Below are 21,024 nucleotides of genomic sequence, written 5' to 3' on the forward strand. Positions count from 1 at the left end.
AACGCCTTCGTCCTCACCATGGCACTACCACCGGAGCACACCCTGCACTGGTCATACTGGCGGCGAACATCCCAAGCCCAAGCCCGACGATCCCACTACCAGCGCAGACAGGCGAAGTGACGTTGGAGTATTAGGGGTTCAAGCCCCGGCTCGTACAGCAGGTGCTGCGTCAGCAGGAAGTCAGCAAAACGGAGCGCGCCACCTGGCGATGGCTGATCGACGATGGTGGGCTGCCAGCAGGGGGCGACACCGGACGACATCAGCTGAACTCCGGTGGATAGGGAGACCAACATTCACACCGAAGAGGTCACTGGTTCGATCCCAGTATCGCCCACGCAGCTCAGGCCACTTCCCGGCTTCGGGAGGTGGCCTTTCTGCTGCCCGTACAGCAGCGAAGTACAGCAGTTCGTCATCGCGTCAGGGATTCGCCGAGGCGTTTGAGGGCGTCCCGCGTTGCCTGCGAGGACACCTGCGTGTAGATCTCCATCGTCACGGAGAAGCGGGCGTGCCGGAGGATCTGCATAGCGACTCGCGGGTGCACGTCGAGGTCGGCCAGGAGGGTGGCGCAGGTCCGCCGCGCGTCGTGGACGGTGATCGGCTTCGTTGCCGCCTTGTCGCAGCGGGTCTGCCAGGAGCGTTGGAAGTTGCGCGGTTCGATGGGTGTGCCGTAGCGGGTGGTGAAGACCAGGTCGTTGTCGTGCCACGCCTTACCGGCCGTCGCGCGTGCCTCGTCGCGTTGGTGTTTGCGGAGTCGGAGGGCGGCCAGGCAGATGTCGGGCAGGGGCAGGGTGGCGTCGGATGCCTGGGTCTTGGTGTCGCGGTGCAGGAGCTTCCCGCGTACGCGTTGCAGTTGCCGCCCGATGGTCAGTTCCCCGGCGTCGAGGTCGACGTCTGCCCAGGTGAGGCCGAGGGCTTCGCCTTTGCGTAGGCCGGTGACGAGGACCAGGGCGTACGCGGCGTAGAGCGGATCGGTGTCGGCGCGAGCCGATTCGAGGAAGCGGCGTGCTTCGTCGCTGGACCAGGACTTACCGCGTCGACGGCGGATGGTGGCGAGGGTGACCGGCACGGCCGGATTCCTGGTGATGAGGTCTTCGGCCTGGGCGTGGGTGAGGGCGGCCCGCAGTGCGGCCCGGATGTCGCTGACCGTGCGCGTCGACGGGACCGCCTGGCAGCAGCGACCGACCGCGCAGCAGCGCCGCTTCTCCTGACGGCGGGCGGCGTCCTTGCCCTGGGCGCAGCACTGGCAGGCGCGGGCCACCTGGTTCAGCCAGGTCTGCACGTCGCGCGCCTGGAGCCGGTCGAGTCGCTTGGTGCCGAGGCCGGGGGAGAGGTAACGGCGGACGAACGTCTCGTAGGTGGCGTAGGTGAGCGGCGCCCGGTTCGGCTCGATGATCTCGGTCAGCCAGTAGGCGAGGAAGCTGCCCACGGTCGGGACACTGGTCGCCACCGGTCCGGCCTTGGCCTGCTGGTGCAGTTTGATCCACTTGTCGTGGACGGCGTCCCGGGTCTTGCCGTAGACGTACTTGCGGGTGCGTTTCCCGTCCGGCTTGGTGACCCAGACGTACGCGGCGAAGCCGTTGCGGTACGGGAAGATGGAGCCTTCGCCGTTGGCGCGGGCGCGGGCGGGCATCAGGCGGCCTCCTGCCGGTCGATCTGGTCGCGGATGTAGTCGTCGACCCATTCGGGGAGGATGCGGCGGTACTTGCCGTCCTTGATGGAGCGCAGTTCGCCGGTGGCGATCTTCATCTTGACCTTGGAGATGCCGAAGCCGAGCAGGACGGCGACCTCGGCGGGGGAGTACCAGCGTGGGGTGAGGGGTCGGGTCACGCCGCCACCCCCGACCACAGCTCGTGGGCGAGTTCCTCCCGGCCGACGCGGCGGCGTTCCCGGTGCTGGGCGGCGGCGGTGTTGGCGAGCAGCGCGTCCCCGTCGGTGAGCCACCCGGAGCCGACGAAGGCCAGGGTGCCGACGCTGACGGAGCCGTCATCGGCGCGGCGGTAGGTGGCGCGGGTGTCACGGAGCAGCCCGAAGGTGACCGAGTACCGGCGGGCCTTGGTGAGGAAGTGACCGCCGTAGCCGAGCATGTGCGCCCACCGTCGCAGCCCGGCGTATGGATGGTGTGTGGTGTCAAGGTCGCCTTGACGGTCCTCGGCTTGGGCGGCGGTGTCGCTGGTGCGGTGCCGGGTGGGGCGGCCGAGTCGCCAGCAGGCGTCGATGAGCCGGGCCAGGTGGTCGCCCTCCGGATCGGCGTAGGCGTCGACGGTGCCCGGGGTGAGCCGGGTGGAGCAGTGGCCGGTGACCTCGGTGGCCTTGGTGGCGTACTTGGCCAGGTAGGCGGCCACCCTCGCGTCGGTCACGTCCCCGTCGCCGGTGCCGATGCGGCGCACGTCGACCTGCTCGCCCCAGGCGATCGGCCAACCCTGCGGCCGGTCGGGATGCGGCGGAGTAGCGAAGGTGATCTGCCGGGCGGCGGCGTGCACGGCGGCGTCGAGGTCGTCCACGCTGATCCCGACCGGCGGCGGGACCAGGGCGTGCCGGTCACCGGGGTCGACCCCGTCGAGACGCAGCAGGACATGGAAGTGCACCGCGCCCCGGCGCTGCATCTCGGCGACCTTCCCGTGCGACACCCGCACCGGCGGCACCCGCCGAACCCGGCCCGAGTCGGTGACGACCTCGACCCTCGGGATACCGCGTCGGCGGCAGAGGGCGGCAAGCTGGCGTTCGACGGCCTGCTTGGTGCGTCGCCACAGCTCACCGGCGAAGACGTTCCAGACGACCTGGTGATCGTGGTCGTAGCAGTCCAGGCAGAGCGGCCGACCGAGCTGCGGATCGGCACCGTCGTGCCGGACGAAGCAGGCCCAGGGCCGCCCGTGCGGACAGATGGCAGCGTCACGGCGGGCGTGGCAGGGGGCCGGTCGGCAGTCGCAGCGCCGCCGGTCGGCACAGGTGTGAAGGGGTACGTGCCGGTGGTGGACCGCGCCGAACGACGGCGCGGTGAAGGTGGCGAAGACGACCGGGTGCCGAGCCACCGTGGCGGGGACGGCCTTGCCGCCGGTCAGGCCACAGCGGACGACCTGGAAGGCGTCACCGGCGTAGACCCAGGAGCAGTCCGGGCACCGGGCGGCACGCCGGTTGCCGCACGCCTTGTAGAGCACCCGATCGGGCAGCCCGTCGGTGTGCTGCTCGCCCAGGACCCGCCCGGTGTCCCGGTCGACGGCGGTCATGGTGCCGGTCAGCCGGATCGGCCGGGCACAACCCCCGGCGGTCCGGGTGTGCTCCAACCAGCCGAAGTAGTCGGGGGTGGCGGCCCGGTGGAGGGCCTGGGCGTCACGACCGGCGGCGACGTCGGGACGGTGCAGGGTGGACACGGTCTCTCCTCGGGGCGGGTGGCAGGGACGGGCGACGAATCGCCACCGGTTGCCGGAACGCTGTCCGTCGGTGGTGTTCGTGGTGTCTCCTGGCACCGCCTGGAAGGGCGGCTGACGCCGGAGGGCGGGTGTGGCTGACCGCCGTTGAGGTGTGGTTCTTCCGGTTGCCGTGCTGGATGAGGCCGGGACGGGTGGGGTGCCTGGAGGTCGGCATCCGGCTGGTTGCCGCAGGCGAACCCCACCCGTCGCGGGAATGCGAATCCGGGCCATCGTGACGGCGGGAAGACCGTGCTGGGCCACTCAGCGGATTCCGGGGCCGACATCGCGGCCAAGGTGATCGAGAACCGGCGGGATCTGGCCCGCATTAGCGGCAGGAAGGCCGCTCAGCATCTCCGTGGTCGAGCCCAGCGATCCGGCAGGAAGGCCGCACTGGCGTGCTCGACGACCGCCAGAGTAACACCGGGTACCGACTCGTCAACCCGTCGTATTCTCGTGCCAAGTGCGAGCCCTTATAACGGTGGCGATGGCGGCGTGCTGGTTCAAGGATGGTGCCGTGGTTACCGAGAAGCTGCCGGGCGTCGTGCTGGTTGACGACCTGCGCTCGTTCCTCGATGGTCGGGCGGCACACGTTGCGCGCACCAGCAGGGCCGGCATCGAGGCACTGGAGCGACACCGCGGACAGCGATTGGACGAGCTGTGGCTGGATCACGACCTCGGCGAGGACGACACGATCTGGCCGGTCGTCGAGGTGTTGGAGCGGGCCGCGTTTGAGGAGGTCCCATTCGATATCGGCGTCGTGTACGTCCACTCAGCGAACCCCGCCGGCGCTGGAAGGATCATGCAGGCGTTGCGCCGCTGGGGCTACAACGTGCGCTCTGCGGCTGGGTCACCGTTCGTCGGCTACCTGGCCGAGCCCGAGTAGCAGCCTGGGGAAGCTGGCCGGCTGCCGACTGTGTGTGAGGACTTTCCTTACGTCTATCAAGGCGGCCCTGAACGGGCCGCACGCGCCGCCGCCTGGGCGCGCGTCCGTCGCTCCGCTGGCGCTCCGACTCTGGCCACGCAACACGCCCGGCGGCTGGCGCGGAAGCGGGTAGCCCAAGGGGCCGCCGCATGACGACAGACGTTTGGCTGGGTGGTGGTGGGCCGGCAGCCGGCCGGGCCGCGCGGCCACGAGCCCGCGCAGCGTAGGAGAGCGCACGCCGGCCGCGTCGGCGAGCTGGCGGCGGGTGGCGGGGTCGCGGTTACTGCGCCTCCGGCGGGGGCGCTCGGGCTCCGAGATGGTTGCAACCCCGTCGGCGGGTTGCGGTCCGTGGGTGGTTGCGCGGGCCATCCCGCCAGCCGACGACCCGGGCAAGCCGAGCAGACCACCGCCCAACCCGCCAGCGTCCGACCGTGCGTCAAGGCCGTCTTGACGTGGCGGGCCGGGCGTTGCCCCGCTCCCCAAGAGGGCGGGTCGACGGCAGACGGGATGGCACAACCCCTTCAGGTTCAGTGGTGAGGGACGATGGGGTAGCCGAGTTGCTACAGAATTTCTAGCTTTCGGCTAGCTGCCATGCTCGCCTAATGAGTTTCGTCGCTTTCGAGGGTTCCTCTACTGCGTAGATAGAGCGCGGTTGCTTGTACTCGGGTACGTACGTTTAGCTTATCTAAGATGTTAGATAGGTGCAGGGATATTGTCGGCTCGCTTAGGCCGAAACGTCGGCCGATCTCTCGGTTAGTGAGGCCCTCTGCCACAGCGGCCAGAATGACCAGCTCGCGACGCGTAAGCAGTACAGTTGGGTCATTTTCGCTCGAACGGGAAGGGGTGTCCATCTGGGAAGCGTCTTCCCTCATGATGGCGTTCTCGATATTGCCAAGATGACCCAATAGGCTATTCCGCCGACTCTGGAGAGCGTTCCTGGCGCTTGTGGCGTCCTTGAGGGAGGCCTCTGTCGAGGCTATAGATTCCAAGACGCTCGCGCCTCCGCCATCATCGTTGCTCGACGCCTCATAGGCAGCCCTAGCCTTGGCTAGATCGTCCCGCGCGTTGGAGATCGCACGATTAGAGTGAGCTAAGGCATCCTCGATTTCCAAAAGCTGACTTTCTAGCTCCTTGCGGAATGCTACGGCGTGAGAGAGTTGCCATTGCTGCCGGTCGCCCAGCTCCTTAACTTGTCTAATGGTGTCTTCACTCACGCTCGCGTTGAGATGAATTGCAGCGTAGCGCAAAAACGATTCGGTCCGCATCAATATGAGTCGAGTTTTGGCCACTTGATCAGCTTCGGCGGCAAGTTCTGGCCGGGCGCACACTGTCTTGCCCTTTACTCTTAGGTACCAATCCTCTTTGACGTCTCCCGTAACAAAGAGAAGTAACTTTACCCCTCTGTGCTTCACCTCATCCAGCGTCTGTTTCCATGCGAAATAGTCGCCATGCTTGGGCGTATCTTTGTAGCCGGGAGGAATTTTCTGCTCATTCCGGCGGGCCGCTTCCGCCAACTCTTTTTCTTCTCTTTCCGATTTGAATGGTACCCCCACTTTGTCGGAGAGGATGACTTCCAGCCGATCAAGAATCTGATCGTCGGCCATGGGGTCGTCGATTCCGTGATTGGTGCGCAGTTGGTCAAGGGCTGCGCTAACTGGATGGAAGGTTGTGGAAGCGACTGCGATGAGTTTGTCTCTCTCGGATTCAGGTAGAGCAACCTTGTTCGAGAGTTGACGAATCTTCTCTTTTAGTTCGTCGGTTACGTTGGCTTCGTGGGCGGAGATGGAATCAAGGGCTGCTTGATACGCTGCCCGGTTGTCTGCAATCACGTCGAGCCGGTTACGATGAAACTCAAGAGCCACCTGATGCGGCACGAAAACCCGCTCGCCCAAGCGCTCAAATGCTGATAGAAGCTCGGATCGTGCTGCGGGCGCGAAGCGGTAGAGGTTCAGCAGGACGTTCGTGTCGAAGACCACCATGCCCGACTTGAGGGCATTTTCTACTTCCGCCCCTGTAGGTGCGAGAAAGTGCGTGAACTGTGCGCTGAAGCTCATTGCAAGCCGCCATATGCCTAGTCAACGAGGAGGAGTGGCCACCATAAGTGGACCATGCTGAGTTAGAGGATAGGACAGAGGTTCTACGCCTGCTTGTAGAGAGCATCCCGGGGGGTCTGCTGCACCGATAGGTGACATCTGAGATGGCTTGCCCTGACGGTGAGCTGGAAGGATGTCGCTGTGCCCAAGCCCTACCCCCGAGAGTTCCGCGACGACGTCGTGCGGGTGGCCCGTGACCGCGAGCCAGGCGTGACCGTCGAGCAGATCGCCAAGGACTTCGGAGTCCACCCGATGACCTTGTTCAAGTGGCTGCGCCAGGCCGAGATCGACGCCGGGACCACGCCCGGCACGACCAGCGTTGAGTCTGCGGAGTTGCGGGAGGCCCGTAAGCGGATCAAGCTCCTGGAGCAGGAGAACGAGGTTCTGCGTCGGGCCGCTGCGTATCTGTCGCAGGCGCATCTGCCGGGAAAAGGCTCTACCCGCTCGTGAGCGAGCTGGCCGCCGACGGGATCTCCGTGGCGGTGACGTGCCGGTGTTGAAGATCGCTCGTCAGCCCTACTACCGGTGGCTCGCCCGCCGTGTCACCGACGCCGAGGAAATGGCGGCGTATCGGGCCAACGCGTTGTTCGACGCCCACCGCGACGATCCGGAGTTCGGCTACCGGTTCCTGGCCGACGAGGCCCGTACTGCCGGGCAGCCGATGGTCGAGCGCACCGCCTGGAGAATCTGCTCCGGCATGGGCTGGTGGAGCACCTTCGGCAAGCGCAAACGCCGGGGCAAGGGCGGCAAGGTCGGTCCACCGGTGCACGACGACCTCGTGAAACGAGACTTCACCGCCGACGGCCCGAACCGGCTGTGGCTGGCCGACATCACCGAACACCACACCGCCGAGGGCAAGCTCTACCTGTGCGCGATCAAGCACGCTTGGTCGAGGCGGATCGTCGGCTACTCCATCGACTCCCGGATGAAATCGAGGCTGGCCGTCACCGCCCTGCACAACGCCGTCGCCCGACGCGGTGACGTCGCCGGCTGTGTCCTACACACCGACCGCGGATCCCAATTTCGATCGAGGAAGTTCGTCCGTGCCCTCCACCAACATCAGATGATCGGGTCGATGGGCAGAGTCGGCGCCGCCGGCGACAACGCCGCCATGGAGTCCTTCTTCGGCCTGCTCCAGAACAACGTCCTCGACCGCCGAACCTGGACCACCCGACAGCAACTCCAGACCGCGATCGTGACCTGGACCGAACGGACCTACCACCGCCGCCGACGACAACGATCCCTGTCCTGGTTGACCGTCGAGTACGAGACCACCATGACCCCACCGGTCAGTCAGGCCGCGTGACCGAAACTGGCACCTATCGGTGCAGCAGACCCCACACCTTCGCACGGGTTGTGCGCGATCAGTCGGCCGCGTAGCGCCGTCGCGAGGATGGACGACAGCAGCGAGTGGCGCGATGCCTATCGGTGCAGCAGGCCTCTTCGCGGCCTGGCCACCTAGTTTCTCCGGGTCATGCGTGCTGGTTGGCTAGCCGGAACCTCCCAGGTTCCGGCTAGCCAACCAGCTAGGATCTATCTACCGCAGCAGCCACATACGCCGAGCACCGGCCCGGTGTTGACCCGGATGACTCGCTCCGACTCGTGAAGTATGGTCGAGTGAGCTATTCTTCCGTTGATAAATTCGTTCGCCTCGTTGACAAAATCGTTGCGCTGAGACTGGCTCAGCATCAAGAATCCTCGCATTATCTTAGCGGTGGCAGCATCCATTTTTTCTCCTAGACTCAGAACTTGCGGACCTTGAAGTTTCCGCAGACGTCACAATCTGTTGGCGTCATGCTTGTTGGCTCGATTTTGCATCCCGCGCATTGGCGTCGGCGCTCCCTGAGGGCTGCTCGCATGCCCATACGCTTCTCCTGTTCTTCGATGTGCTGGTTGCTGTCCTGCGCCTGACGGGCATTGTCCAATGCCTTGAGAACTTCGTAACGGTTGCGTGAAGAATCGATATCCCGAGATTGACTAGCGGCAAGCTCCCTCAAGTCTTGAGACAGACGCTGGTTGTCGGCGTGGGAAGTCAGCGCATACCCGTAGGATTCCACCCATCCGGAAGTTCCGGACCAGGCAGAGAAAACAAGCTGTACGATTCCTACTGCCGCCCCGACAGCGATGACGGCCCCAAGATGGGGAAAGCCCGCACCGTAACCAAGCGCCAACCCCCCGACAATCAGTGGAACTGCGAACGCGACAAAGTTTAGCCAATTCAATCTTCGTTTTAGTCGGCGTGCGCGAGCCTCGAATACGGAGGCAGTCGCGAAAGCGTGTAGGGCGCGATTCCAGATCTCTTCCCTAAGGCCGTCTAGTTCGTTCACGGTGTTGGTGTCGCCAGGCTGGCTCATGATCGTTTCCTTATTTAACGGGCCATTCAGCCGTGCGACGATACCGACCGTTTAGCTTTGGGTAAAGTTGATCATGTTCCGCGTGTTGGATGGTTCCTATTGGCGTACATTGCCCGCCTTGGGTCTATCCAATTTCCGAGCTGGGGGTCCGTGCGAAGGCCGAACGCTGGTGGCCCCGTTGCTGTCGACAGCAACGGTGACCGCAACGGGCCGAACAGGGCGAGCCGAAGTCAGCCGGCAACGGATCAACGCCCAACGTCAGGGACGTGCGCGGACGCACCCGTACGGAGCGCCCAGAACTTACTTGCGAGTGGTCGGGATGCCCCTGCCAGGGTGCGAGTTGCTGGCGTGTGAGGGGTTATGAGGCTTCAGGCTGGTCGGTAGCGTTTGCGGTGGCGGCGGCCGATGGGTCGGTCTGCGCCCGGCGCTACGCGAGGAGGGTTCCAGGTGGTTTCCTTGCCGGAGTTGACGTTCGGGCAGCGGTTGAAGGTCTACCGGGAGCGGTCCGGGAAGTCTCGGACGGTGCTGGGTGGGTTGGTGGGCCGCAGCGCTGAGTGGGTCAAGGCGGTCGAGACGGATCGGATTCTGCCGCCGCGCATTAACATGCTGGATCGCATCGCGCGAGCACTGAAGATCGACGTGTCTGCGTTGGCGGCGGAGTTGGGCGACCGGTCTGCTGTGGTCAACGGGCCGGAGCATCCGGCGCTGGTGACGGTCCGGGCCGCCCTGAATCAGGTCGCGCTTCCTGATGACGCCCCGCCGGAGTCGTTGTCTGGTCTGCGGGAGCGGCTTACCGCGGGGTGGCGGGCGCGTCATCAGGCGGCGGATCACCGTACGGTGCTGGGCGGGTTGTTGCCGGGGTTGCTGCGCGACGGGCAGCGGGCTGTGCTTGCGTACGAGAGTGACCAGCGGCGGGAGGCGCAGGCCCTGTGGGCGGAGACGCTCGGGCTGGCGCAGATGTTCGTCGCCTATCAGCCTGCGGCCGAGTTGTTGTGGCGGGTGACGGATCGGGCGATGGTGGCGGCGCAGGAGTCCGGTGATCCGGAGGCGATCGCCCGTGCGGGGTGGTTCCTGTGTCAGGCGCATCGGGAGGCCGGTGACTGGGACACCGCGATGAGGGTGACGCTGGAGGTGTTGTCGGCGTTGGAGTCGAGGGCGGTTGACGGGGGCGCGAATCTGTTGGCGTTGTGGGGTGCGCTGAACTTCGAGGCCGCGTACACGTCTGCTCGTGCTGGTGAGGAAGGTCGTGCCTGGCGGTACTGGGACCGCGCGGACCAGGTGGCGCAGCGCCTGCCGGAGGGCTTCTACCAGCCGCAGACGTCGTTCTCGCGGGTCATCATGGGTGCTCATGCGGTGACGGTGGCGGTGGAGTTGCAGCAGTCGGGCGAGGCGGTGCGGCAGGCCCGTCGTCATGATGCGGCGGCGATTCCGTCGAGGCCGCGTCGGGCACGCCATCTGATCGAGGTCGCGCGGGCGTACTACGGCAAGGACGACAAGGAAGCGGCCGTGGCGGCGCTGCGGCAGGCGTACGAGTCGGCTCCGGAGACGATCCGGTTCAACGGGTACGCCCGTCAGATCACCACGGACCTGCTCGACGGTCCGCGTTCCACCCGGGCTGCCGCCCGTGACCTGGCGACGAAGGTCGGACTCGTCTCCTGAACCAGGGGTAGGAACCTTACCCATCCCGCCCGGCCACCGACCGTAGCTTTTCGCTCACGGGATGCGGTGGTCGGTGCGAGTCACGCCCGGCCGCCGTGTCCCTCAGCCAGAGGGCGACCGAGCCGCCCTCGTGAGCGACGAGGGAGGGTACGTGCGGCGCGTCTCGTACGACGAATACGTCTCCGCCACCGCGTTGACCTTCGCCCGGCGGCATCGGCCGGTGTGGTCCTGGCAGCACTGGCGGCGCATCTGCAACTGCGGAGCCGACCTGCCGTGCCGGGCCCGGCACCGGATACCGATCAACCGAGGGCACTGGCCGCAGACGGAGGACCAGCGGTGACCACCCATGGCCCGGTCATGCCGATCTGGAGCTGCGGCGGGTGTGACCTCCCGTGGCCGTGTCCGACGCGGCGGCGGGAACTGCGCGCGGAGTACGCGGATGCGCCGGTGTCGCTGGCGCTCTACCTCGGGGCCTACCTCGTCCAGGCCGCCGAGGACATGCCCTGGACAGCAGCCGGCACCCTGCACCGCCGATTCATCGGCTGGACGAGACAGCCGCCGGAAGTACAGCAGCGAAGTACAGCAACCGTGCCACCCGCACCGGACCGGAACGAGCGCCACCAGCCCGGATGACCTCGTACGACACCTGATCCGACCGGCCTGCCGTGAGTTCACACCGAAGTGGTCACTGGTCCGATCCCAGTATCACCAACCGATAGCTATTGACCTGGGCGAACGTGAGATTGCTGGTGTTAGTGCGCGAACCGCCTCGGTCGAATCTGCGGTGGGCTGGTCGAACCTGTACATGGGCGCCTGTCAGGACTCTCCGGGCGCGCTCGCCCGACATCCCCTGACGAGGTGTGAAAGGCGCTCGTGGCGGCAGCTGAGGACGGGCATGGTCCTGGGCACATCGGGACACAAGACATCGTGAACGTCAGGATGCTGGCCCTCGCTCGTCTGACCCTTGCCATGGCTAGCCTTCGGGCGGCGGAGAGACCGGGCATCAGCGGTTGACCTGAACCTAAGGTGAGGTTGCATGCTCTCGATGTTCGCGTCGGCGAACGGACGGGAGCGGGTGGGATGCGTGTGGTCCAGGCGGTTCGTTTCGGGGGGCCCGAGGTGCTGGTGCCGGCTCAGGTGCCGGACCCGGTGGCCGGACCGGACCAGGTCGTGGTCAGCGTGGCGGTGGCGGGCATGACGTTCGTCGAGACGCAGATCCGGCGTGGCACCGACAGGTGGCATGAACGGCCGGAGTTGCCGTACGTGCCGGGCAGTCTGGTGGCCGGGCTGGTGAGCGCGGTCGGTGCGCAGGTGGATCCGGCGTGGCGGGGGCGGCGCGTTCTGGCCGGCACGGGCGAGGTCGGCGGTTTCGCCGAGCAGGCGGTGGCGCTGGTCGGGGACCTGTTTCCGGTGCCGGACGGCCTGGGTCTTCCGGAGGCCACCGCGCTGTACAGCGACGGCAGCACCGCGCAGGGGCTGGTCGAGCACGCCACGATCGGCGCTGGTGAGTGGGTTCTCGTCGAAGCGGCGGCGGGTGGGGTGGGCAGCCTGTTGGTGCAGCTCGCCCGTGCGGCGGGCGCGAGGGTGGTCGGCGCTGCTCGCGGGTCGCGGAAGCTCGATGTGGTCAGGGACCTGGGCGCCGACGCGGTGGTCGACTACAGCGAACCGGGCTGGACCGAGCGGGTCCTCGAAGCGACCGGCGGCAGGGGAGCGGATGTGGTGTTCGACGGTGTCGGCGGCCCGATCGGGCGGGCCGCGTTCGAGGTGACGGCCCGTGGCGGTCGTTTCTCGGTGCACGGCGCTTCCAGCGGTGAGGTCACGGTCATCGAGCCCGCCGAGGCGCGCCGCAGGGGCGTGGAGGTGATCGGCATCGAGCAGCTGTTCGGGTTCGGACCGGAAGTGGCGCGGTGGGCGGAGCAGATGTTCGCCCAGGCGGCGGCGGGAGTGGTCCGGCCGATCATCGGGCAGACCTTTCCGTTGGAACGTGCCGCCGAGGCCCACGCGGCGATCGAGAGCCGCACCGCAGTGGGGAAGACCCTGCTGCTGATCTGAGTGCCTCGGAAACCGACCGGGCTGCGTCGGGGCACCACTGCCCCGACGCAGCCCCTGCTTTGGTGCGGTCAGAGCCAGTTCTTGTGCCACCTCTGGTAATTGCCGTTGTTGCACGGCTCGGCGTAGGCCCAGCCGCTGTAATTGTTGTCCGCACACCGGCCGGTCAATTCGTTCGCCACTCGCGACGGCTGCGTGAGGAAGTACCAGAATTGGAACGGGTGGCTGTTCTCGCACGCTGCGGTGTAGAGGTCACCGTTGTAGTTGGTGGAGAGGCACCGGCCCGTGGCGACGTTCACCATGATGTATCGGTGGACGATGGGAGCGGCGGGCAGGTCGTACCACTTCTGGTTGTTTCCGCCGTTGCAGGCCAGGGTGTAGACGGTGCCCGACGAGTTGCTGTCCAGGCAGAGCCCGGTCTGCACGTTGCGCAGGTGGTACACGGGCGCTGCTGCGGCGGACGCCGCCGGTGGCGCGGCGATCACCGTCATGAGGCTGGCGAGGAGGGTGATCACCATGGTGAACAGCGCCCCGGCGGACTTGCTGCGGATCATTTTTGCGGTCTCCCGGATGAGGTGATGACATTCGCCGCGGTCGCTCACGCTGATTCGTGAGCATTGTGGACGGCAGCGCCAGTCATTACATCGGCGTGGTAGTTGTCGACGCAAGTTCCGATCCGGTGACCCTCTGCACAAGATCTTTCTGAACTTTGGTCAGGGGATTTCGTTGCGGCGGGGAAGTGTTCTCGGTCACGTGAACCATCGACCGCTCGGCTCGTCGTCATCGGTATGCGGGAAATTCGATCCACCGCACGTGGGAGATCCACAGTGCGCTACGTCCGAGCACTATCGACGCTGCTGCTGATACCGGTGGCGGTGCTGGCCCCCTCCTCGGCCCAGGCGACAGCACCGTCGGCGGCGGTCCAGACGGTCGCCGCCGCCGACCCGACCGCCGCGAACCTGACCGCTGCCAACCGGATCGAGCCCGTCGCCGGCATGCCCGACTGGTCCCGCGCGGGATATCTGGGTGGCGCGCCGTTGCCGTCCGACGGTGACCTGGCCGGTGGCGCCTGCACGATCGGTACGGCTCGGCTCGCCAGCGAGTTCGGCGTCCGCGCGAACGACAGCATCGACGACAGCAGCGGCCTTCAGGCCGCGATCGACCACATCAAGGACTCCTGCTCGCCCTCGGGCAACCACCGCCGACTCTCCCTGATCACCCTGCCCGCCGGGCGGATCGACATCACCCAGCAGATCTACGTCGACGCCAGCTTCCTGATCCTGCGGGGTCAGGGTGCGGGCGACGGCGGCACCCGCGTCGTCTTCCGGCCGAACGCCGACACCCGGTACGACACGCTGACCGCCGACGGCAGCCGGTGGCACCAGGACTCCATGATCTGGGGCACCGCTCCCGACGAGGGCAGGGGCGGCTGGATGTGGCCCGGTCGCGCCCTGTTCAAGGTGCAGACCCGCGAGGTCGCCGAGCGGTACCTGGACGAGTGGACCACCGCACCGCGCAACCGCAAGGACCTGTTCGAGGGGTCGATCAACCAGCACTGGGCCTCGGGCGTGAAACTGGCCTCGGCCTCCGGCGACCCGGGCTTCTCGGCCCGTACCGGGCGCTCTGTGATCCACATCGACGCGGCGGCGAAGATGGACCGGTTCGTCGTCGGTGGCTACGTCTGGGTCGGTGCCGCGAACAGCCGGAACTTCTACGAGCAGCAGGGCCTGTCGCCGGACGACCCGGGCGTCCGCGAGAACCTGCACATGCGCCAGCAGATGTTCCGGGCGGTCCAGGTGGACCGCACCCGCAAGACCGTGACCCTCGACCGGCCGCTGGAGTACGACGTGCCGGTCGACTCGACGTCGGACGGCTCGGCGCCGATCGGCAGCACCGCGTACACCAGCAAGATCACGCCGTTGCGCGTGGTCGAAGGGGTCGGCTTCGAGAACTTCGCCTTCAGCCAGGAACTGCTGGACATGCCGAAGCACGGCGGCGGTCGCTACACCACGCCGCCGGGCGACGCGGTGCACAACTACGGCAACCTCGCGCCCGAGTACGCCATGCACGGCCTCGCCTTCAAGTGGGCCGCGAACAGTTGGGTGCGCGGACTGACCGGCACGATGACCGGCTCGCACCCGGTCGTCACGGAGGTCGCCCGTAACCTGCAGATCGAGCACAACACCTTCGACGGCGCGTGGAACAAGGGCAAGGGCGGCAACGGCTACCTGCGCGGCAGCCGGGTGTGGGACTCGCTCTGGGCCTACAACACCAGCCGGAACCTGCGGCACTTCACGTTCCAGTGGTCGGCCAGCGGCAACGTGGCGTTCCGCAACGACCTCGACTCCGACCTGAACCTGCACGGCGGCTGGGAACGGTACAACCTGTTCGAGGGCAACACCGTGCGCGTGCCGTACGAGCACCGGTCGGGCAACTGCACCGCCAACTGCGGCGGTGAGGGCGGCGAACTGGAGGACGGCACCTGGTTCCCGATCTGGTGGGCGGCGGCGGCCAAGGCGATCAAATGGTCCGGTTCCTCCGGCCCGCAGAACGTCTTCCACCAGAACACCCTGATCAAGCAGTCCACGCCCGGCGGCCCCTTCCTGCCCTACGAGCCCTACTCGGTGGGCAGCGGCACCAGCACCGCGATCTACCAGTTCGGCTCCGACGCGAACAACCCGCGCGCGTTCGCTCCGTTGAGCCAGGGCGGCGTACCGATCAAGGACTGGGCCGGGCGGGAGACCGCGACCTTCGACGGCCAGGGCGTCGTCGTCCGCAACGAGCGGTGGCCCTCCCTGTTCCTCCGCGACGTCGGCCAGCTCGAACCCCGGGACGAGAACCGCCAGGAGGTCATCACCTGGAACATGCAGGGAGCAGGTTCCGCGGCGGAGGGCAGCTATCAGAACAAGTACGCGGAGGTGCGGAACTTCCTCACCCAGAACAGGGCGTACGTCGTAGCGATGCAGGAGGCGGGGGAGCGGGCGGAAGGCATGCACCTTCGGGGCCTGCACCAACAGGCGGTCTACGATCGGGGCAACGCTCCGGGCACGATCGACGCGGGGTTCACGCCGGTGCGCGAGTACGCCTGGGGCACCCAGGGACGCCCCGGTGACGCACGGGTGTACTGGCTGCACACCGACACGTCGATGGCGAACTTCGGGCGGGTCAACCTGGCAGTGGCCACCCGAGAGGCTGCGGACGAGGTCATCGTGGTTGCCGCCGGAATGAACGGCGCCCGTCCCGCGCTCGGCGTACGGCTCGGCGAGACGGTGTTCTTCACCGTGCACGGCTGGTCGCCCGGCGGCCACGACACGCCAGGGCTGCTGCAGAACATCCGCACCCACATCCAGCAGAACCCGGGACCCAACGGTCCCTACGAATGGATCGTGCTCGGTGACTTCAACCGTGAGCCGGCCAACCTCCGGGCCGCGCTGCCTGCGCAACAGTTCGGAGTGATGGATCCGCCTCAACACACGCATCCCACGCGGAATCCGACGCACAGCTATGACTACGGGGTGACGGACTTCGGGGGCGGGGCGCCGACCCTGCTCAGCGCCAGGACACTGACGACGACCGTCTCCTCGGATCACTTCCCCGTCCGGTACAGCCTGACGCTGCGCGCGGCTGCGGAGAACCCACCGCTTGCCACTCCGACGCTGCCGGGTCTGGCGTTGCTGCGCAACGCCGCCACCACGAACGTGGCCGACGTCGAGCCGGGCGGTGGCCCACTGGTTCCGGACACCGCCTACGACGAGGGGAGGGATCAGCGGTGGCGGTTGGACTGGGACCCCGAGTTCGACGGTCACCTGCGGTTGCAGAACGTGGCGGACGGCCGGTACATCGGGCTGGAGAGCGCTGCCCCGAACTCCCGCGCCGCGCTCAGCTCGGCACGAAGGCTCGACCAGTTGTGGCGGCCGATCATCGCCGACAACGGCGCGTGGACGCTGCGGAACTACGTGAACGGGCAGGTGCTCACCGCCATCACGCCCGGTGACTTCCTGCTGGGTGTCCGGGACGCGGACGGCTCGGCGGAGCAGCTCTGGTTCTTCGCCTCCCAGACCGAGGTCGGGGAGCGGCGGGAGATCCGGCACGTGGCGACGTCGCCGCAAGGGGACGCCGAGATCGATGTCGCCGATCCGGACGGCGTCGAGAATCGACCGGTGCGGCTGCTGCCGAGCGACACGGCGACCGAAGGCTGGGAGCCGATCTTTGTCGGCCAGCGGGGTGCCGACCGCTGCTTCCATCTGCTCTTCGGCGACGAGTACCTGACCTCGTCGCCCGGCGGGACGGAGCCGGTGCCGGGTGGGCAGGTGGTGCTGGAGCCGTACGCGCCGAACAGCGACGGACAGGTGTGGTGCATGCACCAGGACACCGACTCGATGAGCATCTACAACATGACCGGGTTCCACGGTGCGCCGGTTCCGTTGTACCTGACCGACCACGGGGTCCACGCCCAGCTCACGGTGGAGTTCGCGGGCTCCGACGGCGTCGAGAACTGGCGCTGGGGGGCCTGACTCACGTCGAGGCAGCCCCAGGCCGGGCAGGTCGCCTGGGGCTGCCTCACCCGGAGCACCGACGTCTACGACATGAGATTCCCGCGCCGTTGGTGCGGGAGGAAGGAACTCGCCATGGAACGGCTCCAGGGAAAGAGCGCTCTGGTCACTGGCGGAGCGATGGGGATGGGAGCGGCAACCGTCCGACGGTTCGTGACGGAGGGTGCCAATGTGGTCATCGCCGACGTCAATCTGACCGTGGCGGAGGCGCTCGCCGCGGAACTCGGGCCGCAGGCCGTCGCGGAGAGACTCGACGTCCGGTCGGCGGAGGAGTGGTCAGCCCTCGTCGGGCGGACGGAGGAGCGCTTCGGCTCCGTCGACATCCTGGTCAACAACGCCGGCATCGCCGACCCGGCTCCGCTGGAGCAGTGGGACGCCGCGCGGTTGCAGCGCACGTTGGACGTCAACCTGATCGGTGTCTTCAACGGCATCCAGGCCGTCGTCCCGGCGATGAAGCGGGCCGGCGGCGGATCGATCGTCAACATCGGCTCCGTCGGCGCTCTCCAGGGCGTGCCGAGGATGTCCGGCTACGTGGTGTCGAAGTGGGGCGTACGGGGCCTGACCAAGACCGCCGCGCTGGAGTTGGGCGTCCACGGGATCCGTGTGAACGCGGTGCACCCTGGCCAGATCCAGACGCCGATGACCGAAGGAGTCACGTTCGACACGAGCAACGTTGCGCTCGGCCGGGTCGGGCAGCCGGACGACATCGCCCGGATCGTCCTCTTCTTCGCCAGCGACGACTCGACGTTCGTCACCGGCAGCGAGGTGGCGGGCGACGGCGGGCAGATCGCCGGCCCGGCCGACTACCAGGGTCTGCCTCAATGAGGGGCACGCCACACCCGAGGGTGGGGAGAGGGGTACTCAGGTGAACCGGCGGACCTGATCGCGACGGTGGCCCCAGACGGTGAGCCCGGCGAGGACCGTGATCCAGACCGCGAGCATCACCAGTGACAGTGGCCCGACGGACTCCCCGGTGAGCGCGACCAGCACCAGGTCGGTCGCGCCCCGGGTGGGTACGAAGGGTGCGATCTGCTCGATGATCTTCGGCGTGTCCGCGTCGTCGAAGAACATCCCGCCGGCCACCGCCAGCGGCAGGAAGCCGACGCTGTTGGCGATGGCGGCTACCCGCATCGACATCAGGTAGCCCATCGCCAGCCCCAGCAGGGTGAAGGTCACCACCGCGACCATCAGCGCCCCCGCCGCCAGCAGCACCCGTGACGGCGGAGCCGAGGCGGCGGTGAACACTCCGGCCACCAGCAGGATCGGGACGATCGCCGCGGCGACGACCGCGAGCCCGACCAGTAGGTAGCCGGACATCTGCGGCACGATTCCACCGGGCAGGGTGCGCAGGTAGTTTCCCCAGGCCGATTCCCGTTGCGCCGCGATCGCGACGCTGAAGTGGCCGACGCAGGCCATGAGCACTCCGAACACCACCAGGGTCGCGGTGGCCGAGGTGATCGCCACCGCGTCCTGGCCGATGAAGGGTACGACGAAGAACACCATGACTCCGACCGGAACCAGTGCCACGGTCAGGAACATGGTGGGCGTCCGGATGGTGTCGGCGAGGTTCCGCCGGGTGTAGGTCATGGTCAAGGAGGACATCGAACGGGCCTTTCCGGTCAGGTGGTCCGCCGATCGCCGGTGATCGCCAGGAAGGCGTCCTCCAGCGAGGCGGATTCGATCTCGATGTCGGTGAAGGACGCGCCGGCGGTCACCAGCTCCCGGACCAGCGCGGCGGCATCGTTGGTGAGCAGGTGGGCGCGGTCGTCGTCTGGCTCGATCGAGGCGACCCCGCTGAGCGCGGGCAGCACCGGGTCGGTCAGTGTGACCCGCTTGAGCCGTACCCGGCCGCGGATCTCGGCGACGCCGCCGTCGGCGATGATCCGGCCCCGGTCCATCACCACCACCCGGTCGGCCAGCGCCTCCACCTCCTCGATGTAGTGGCTGGTCAGCAGGACGGCTCCACCGTCGGCGTGGAAGGACCGGATGCCGTCCCACAGTGCTCGCCGGGCGTCCACGTCGAGACCGGTGGTGGGTTCGTCCAGGAACACCAGCCGGGGCCGCCCGGCGAAGGCCAGCGCGACCGCGACCCGCCGCTGCTGTCCGCCGGAAAGACCGCCGGCCTGCCGGTCGGCCAACGAGGTGAGGTCGAAGCGGTCGAGTAGTTCGGCCCGGTCCACCGGATCGGGGAAGTGCGCCGAGACGAAGTCGACCAGTTCGGCGACCCGCCAGGTCTCCGGGAGCCCGGTCTCCTGCGGCGTCACGCCGATCACGCGGCGGGTCGACTCGCTGCGCGGGTCACCGCCGCACAGTTCGACACTGCCGGAACTGGGCCGGAGCAGGCCGGTCATGACGTTGATCAGTGTGGATTTTCCAGCACCGTTGGGGCCCAGCAGTCCGAGTACCTGCCCGGCCGGGATGTCCAGGGACACACCGTCCAGCGCGGCCTTGTCGTGGTAGCGACGGGTGAGGTCGCGTACGCGGGCGAGGACGGTCATGCGGCGGCCTCCGGGACCTGTCGGTGCGGGTCGGACATGATCGACGGAAGGTCGGGGAAGGCGAAGGGGCTCCGCTCACCGTGCGGTACGACCGGCCACGCCTGCCCGGTCCCGCCGCGTGTCAGCACCAGCTCGGCGACCTCGGCGACCCGTTCGGGCGACAGGACGGCCACGCCCAGGTCGCTGATGAAGGGGACCGCCTCCCCCAGGATCGGGGTGTCGACGAAGGTGGGGCACAGCGCGTTGACGGTGACGCCCCGTTCGGCCACGATCGGCGCGACGGAGCGGACCAGCCCGATCACCGCGTGTTTGGTGGCCGCGTAGAGCGGGTTCATCGGGCTCTCGCTCAAGCCGGCCAGGCTGGAGGTGGCCAGGATCGCGCCGGATCCCTGCGCGGTGAACACCTCCAGGGCGGCGTGCAGCCCGTAGACCACCCCGTCGAGGTTGACCGAGACCAGGTCGCGGTAGTGCTCGGGCCGGAAGTCGTCGGTGAAGCTGCCCTGTTCACCGATTCCGGCGTTCAGTACGGCGACGTCGAGGCGGCCGAAGTGCGTGATCGCGGCCTGGACGGCGGCGATGTTGTCGGCCTGCCGGGCGACGTCGGTGCGGACGAAGACGCCGGCAACCTCCCGGGCGACGGTCTCCCCGGTCGGATCGACGTCGGCGATGACGACGCGGGCGCCGCCGGCCGCGAAGCGGCGGGCGATGGCCGCACCGATTCCGCTGGCGCCGCCGGTGACGAGTGCGACTGTGCCGTCGAGGGGGTTCATGGCTTCTCCGTGGCGGCCGGGACCGGCCGGGTGGCGTGGTCGATGGCGGTGGTGATCTCCCGCAGGTAACGGTCGATGTCGAGGGCGGGATCGCGGGACAGCGCGGTGGGTACGGCGTCGATCACGCCGCGCACGATCCGGGCCATCACGGTGACGTCGAAGTCCCGGAACTCGCCGCACTCCTGTCCTGCCGCGAACAGGTGCTCCAGCGGCAACAGCATCTGCCGGTCGAACTCGGCCGGGTCGGCGTCGGGCAGGTCACCCAGGCCACCGCTGGTGAGGATCTCGACGAGGGCGATCATCCGGGCCGGGTGGGCGCGCATGTACTCCAGGTTCGAGCTGATGTAGGCGCGCAGTTGGCCCGCAGGCGTGGTCTCGGCGTCGATCACCGGTGCCATGGATGCTGCCGCGTCGGTGTAGACGGTCGTGACGACCTGGGTGATCAGTTCGGACTTCCCTGCGAAGTGGTACGAGATCAGTCCTCGGCTGATCCCCGCACGAGTGCCGATCTTGCCCATCGACGCGCGGTGGTAGCCGACCTCCGCAATGGTCTCCACGGCGGCGTTCACGATCTGGGCCCGCCGCGCTTCCTCGATGAAGGTGCGTGACTGGCTGCCGGGTTCAATATTTGGCACCATGGCCAAAAATTAGCACGACGAGCCAGAATATTGCCAACGTGGATAGGTGCGTCGGTGGATGACCTACTCCGGTGCGGTGAG

The 21,024-nt window shown here is 67.4% G+C and carries 17 protein-coding genes and 1 pseudogene; 8 read left to right on the forward strand and 10 right to left on the reverse strand.

Annotated elements, in window-relative coordinates; all coding sequences use genetic code 11:
- Positions 1–409: 409 nt before the first annotated feature.
- From ACZ31C_RS21490 to ACZ31C_RS21500, 3 genes are read right to left on the reverse strand one after another with little or no spacing between them, the layout of a single operon-like run.
- The gene (locus tag ACZ31C_RS21490; RefSeq protein WP_465796782.1) at positions 410–1,630 is read right to left on the reverse strand and encodes a tyrosine-type recombinase/integrase; all 1,221 of its coding nucleotides are present in this window, start codon (positions 1,628–1,630) and stop codon (positions 410–412) included.
- Positions 1,630–1,827: an excisionase family DNA-binding protein gene (locus ACZ31C_RS21495; RefSeq protein WP_233220221.1), complete on the reverse strand. Its 198-nt coding sequence runs from the start codon at positions 1,825–1,827 to the stop codon at positions 1,630–1,632. The genes ACZ31C_RS21490 and ACZ31C_RS21495 overlap by 1 nt, the downstream gene beginning before the upstream one ends.
- Entirely contained in the window at positions 1,824–3,368 is a 1,545-nt protein-coding gene (locus tag ACZ31C_RS21500) for a replication initiator (RefSeq protein WP_465796783.1), read from the reverse strand. Before ACZ31C_RS21500 ends, ACZ31C_RS21495 begins: the two co-directional genes overlap by 4 nt.
- Before the next feature lie 553 nt (positions 3,369–3,921).
- On the opposite strand from ACZ31C_RS21500, the gene ACZ31C_RS21505 reads away from it, so the two are divergent.
- Positions 3,922–4,290, forward strand: a complete 369-nt coding sequence (locus ACZ31C_RS21505) for a cyclic-phosphate processing receiver domain-containing protein (RefSeq protein WP_465796784.1) — start codon at positions 3,922–3,924, stop codon at positions 4,288–4,290.
- A 638-nt stretch (positions 4,291–4,928) separates the two neighbouring features.
- On the opposite strand, the gene ACZ31C_RS21510 is transcribed toward ACZ31C_RS21505, so the two are convergent.
- Positions 4,929–6,383, reverse strand: a complete 1,455-nt coding sequence (locus ACZ31C_RS21510) for a PIN-like domain-containing protein (protein ID WP_465796785.1) — start codon at positions 6,381–6,383, stop codon at positions 4,929–4,931.
- Positions 6,384–6,563: 180 nt separating this feature from the next.
- Here ACZ31C_RS21510 and ACZ31C_RS21515 point away from each other — a divergent pair.
- Positions 6,564–7,728, forward strand: a pseudogene (locus ACZ31C_RS21515) (IS3 family transposase).
- A 436-nt stretch (positions 7,729–8,164) separates the two neighbouring features.
- Here ACZ31C_RS21515 and ACZ31C_RS21520 read toward each other — a convergent pair.
- Entirely contained in the window at positions 8,165–8,776 is a 612-nt protein-coding gene (locus ACZ31C_RS21520) for a mobilome CxxCx(11)CxxC protein (RefSeq protein ID WP_465796786.1), read from the reverse strand.
- 447 nt (positions 8,777–9,223) lie between these two features.
- On the opposite strand from ACZ31C_RS21520, the gene ACZ31C_RS21525 reads away from it, so the two are divergent.
- From ACZ31C_RS21525 to ACZ31C_RS21540, 4 genes are all read left to right on the forward strand, one after another.
- Positions 9,224–10,435 (forward strand): helix-turn-helix domain-containing protein, encoded by a 1,212-nt coding sequence (locus ACZ31C_RS21525; protein WP_465796787.1) that lies wholly within the window; start codon positions 9,224–9,226, stop codon positions 10,433–10,435.
- A 130-nt stretch (positions 10,436–10,565) separates the two neighbouring features.
- A complete protein-coding gene (locus tag ACZ31C_RS21530) occupies positions 10,566–10,775 on the forward strand; it encodes a hypothetical protein (protein WP_091287304.1) in 210 nt (69 codons plus the stop codon).
- Complete coding sequence (locus ACZ31C_RS21535; RefSeq protein WP_465796788.1) at positions 10,772–11,068, forward strand: hypothetical protein; 297 nt, start codon at positions 10,772–10,774, stop codon at positions 11,066–11,068. Before ACZ31C_RS21530 ends, ACZ31C_RS21535 begins: the two co-directional genes overlap by 4 nt.
- 447 nt (positions 11,069–11,515) lie before the next feature.
- Entirely contained in the window at positions 11,516–12,487 is a 972-nt protein-coding gene (locus tag ACZ31C_RS21540) for a zinc-binding dehydrogenase (protein ID WP_465796789.1), read from the forward strand.
- Between the two features lie 68 nt (positions 12,488–12,555).
- Here ACZ31C_RS21540 and ACZ31C_RS21545 read toward each other — a convergent pair whose 3' ends face one another.
- Positions 12,556–13,038: an RICIN domain-containing protein gene (locus ACZ31C_RS21545; protein ID WP_465796790.1), complete on the reverse strand. Its 483-nt coding sequence runs from the start codon at positions 13,036–13,038 to the stop codon at positions 12,556–12,558.
- A 273-nt stretch (positions 13,039–13,311) separates the two neighbouring features.
- Here ACZ31C_RS21545 and ACZ31C_RS21550 point away from each other — a divergent pair, with 273 nt between their 5' ends.
- On the forward strand, positions 13,312–16,998 hold the full coding sequence (locus ACZ31C_RS21550; protein WP_465796791.1) for an RICIN domain-containing protein: 3,687 nt from the start codon (positions 13,312–13,314) through the stop codon (positions 16,996–16,998).
- Between the two features lie 114 nt (positions 16,999–17,112).
- Positions 17,113–17,862: an SDR family NAD(P)-dependent oxidoreductase gene (locus ACZ31C_RS21555; protein WP_465796792.1), complete on the forward strand. Its 750-nt coding sequence runs from the start codon at positions 17,113–17,115 to the stop codon at positions 17,860–17,862.
- Between the two features lie 36 nt (positions 17,863–17,898).
- Here the strand turns inward: ACZ31C_RS21555 and ACZ31C_RS21560 are convergent, their stop codons facing one another.
- The 4 genes from ACZ31C_RS21560 to ACZ31C_RS21575 are packed head-to-tail and all read right to left on the reverse strand — an operon-like array spanning position 17,899 to position 20,943.
- Entirely contained in the window at positions 17,899–18,639 is a 741-nt protein-coding gene (locus ACZ31C_RS21560; RefSeq protein ID WP_465796793.1) for an ABC transporter permease, read from the reverse strand.
- Positions 18,640–18,656: 17 nt separating this feature from the next.
- Positions 18,657–19,535, reverse strand: a complete 879-nt coding sequence (locus ACZ31C_RS21565) for an ABC transporter ATP-binding protein (RefSeq protein WP_465796794.1) — start codon at positions 19,533–19,535, stop codon at positions 18,657–18,659.
- Entirely contained in the window at positions 19,532–20,305 is a 774-nt protein-coding gene (locus ACZ31C_RS21570; RefSeq protein WP_465796795.1) for an SDR family NAD(P)-dependent oxidoreductase, read from the reverse strand. Before ACZ31C_RS21570 ends, ACZ31C_RS21565 begins: the two co-directional genes overlap by 4 nt.
- Complete coding sequence (locus tag ACZ31C_RS21575; protein ID WP_465796796.1) at positions 20,302–20,943, reverse strand: TetR/AcrR family transcriptional regulator; 642 nt, start codon at positions 20,941–20,943, stop codon at positions 20,302–20,304. Before ACZ31C_RS21575 ends, ACZ31C_RS21570 begins: the two co-directional genes overlap by 4 nt.
- Positions 20,944–21,024 lie beyond the last annotated feature (81 nt).

The organism is Micromonospora sp. NPDC023869, from assembly GCF_055559695.1.

Bases quoted from the DNA above. Each gene is read 5' to 3' on its own strand.
- ACZ31C_RS21560 (WP_465796793.1), bottom strand. From the start codon at position 18,639: ATGTCCTCCTTGACCATGACCTACACCCGGCGGAACCTCGCCGACACC.
- ACZ31C_RS21545 (WP_465796790.1), bottom strand. From the start codon at position 13,038: ATGATCCGCAGCAAGTCCGCCGGGGCGCTGTTCACCATGGTGATCACC.
- ACZ31C_RS21570 (WP_465796795.1), bottom strand. From the start codon at position 20,305: ATGAACCCCCTCGACGGCACAGTCGCACTCGTCACCGGCGGCGCCAGC.
- ACZ31C_RS21510 (WP_465796785.1), bottom strand. From the start codon at position 6,383: ATGAGCTTCAGCGCACAGTTCACGCACTTTCTCGCACCTACAGGGGCG.
- ACZ31C_RS21490 (WP_465796782.1), bottom strand. From the start codon at position 1,630: ATGCCCGCCCGCGCCCGCGCCAACGGCGAAGGCTCCATCTTCCCGTAC.
- ACZ31C_RS21540 (WP_465796789.1), top strand. From the start codon at position 11,516: ATGCGTGTGGTCCAGGCGGTTCGTTTCGGGGGGCCCGAGGTGCTGGTG.
- ACZ31C_RS21565 (WP_465796794.1), bottom strand. From the start codon at position 19,535: ATGACCGTCCTCGCCCGCGTACGCGACCTCACCCGTCGCTACCACGAC.
- ACZ31C_RS21575 (WP_465796796.1), bottom strand. From the start codon at position 20,943: ATGGTGCCAAATATTGAACCCGGCAGCCAGTCACGCACCTTCATCGAG.
- ACZ31C_RS21555 (WP_465796792.1), top strand. From the start codon at position 17,113: ATGGAACGGCTCCAGGGAAAGAGCGCTCTGGTCACTGGCGGAGCGATG.
- ACZ31C_RS21520 (WP_465796786.1), bottom strand. From the start codon at position 8,776: ATGAGCCAGCCTGGCGACACCAACACCGTGAACGAACTAGACGGCCTT.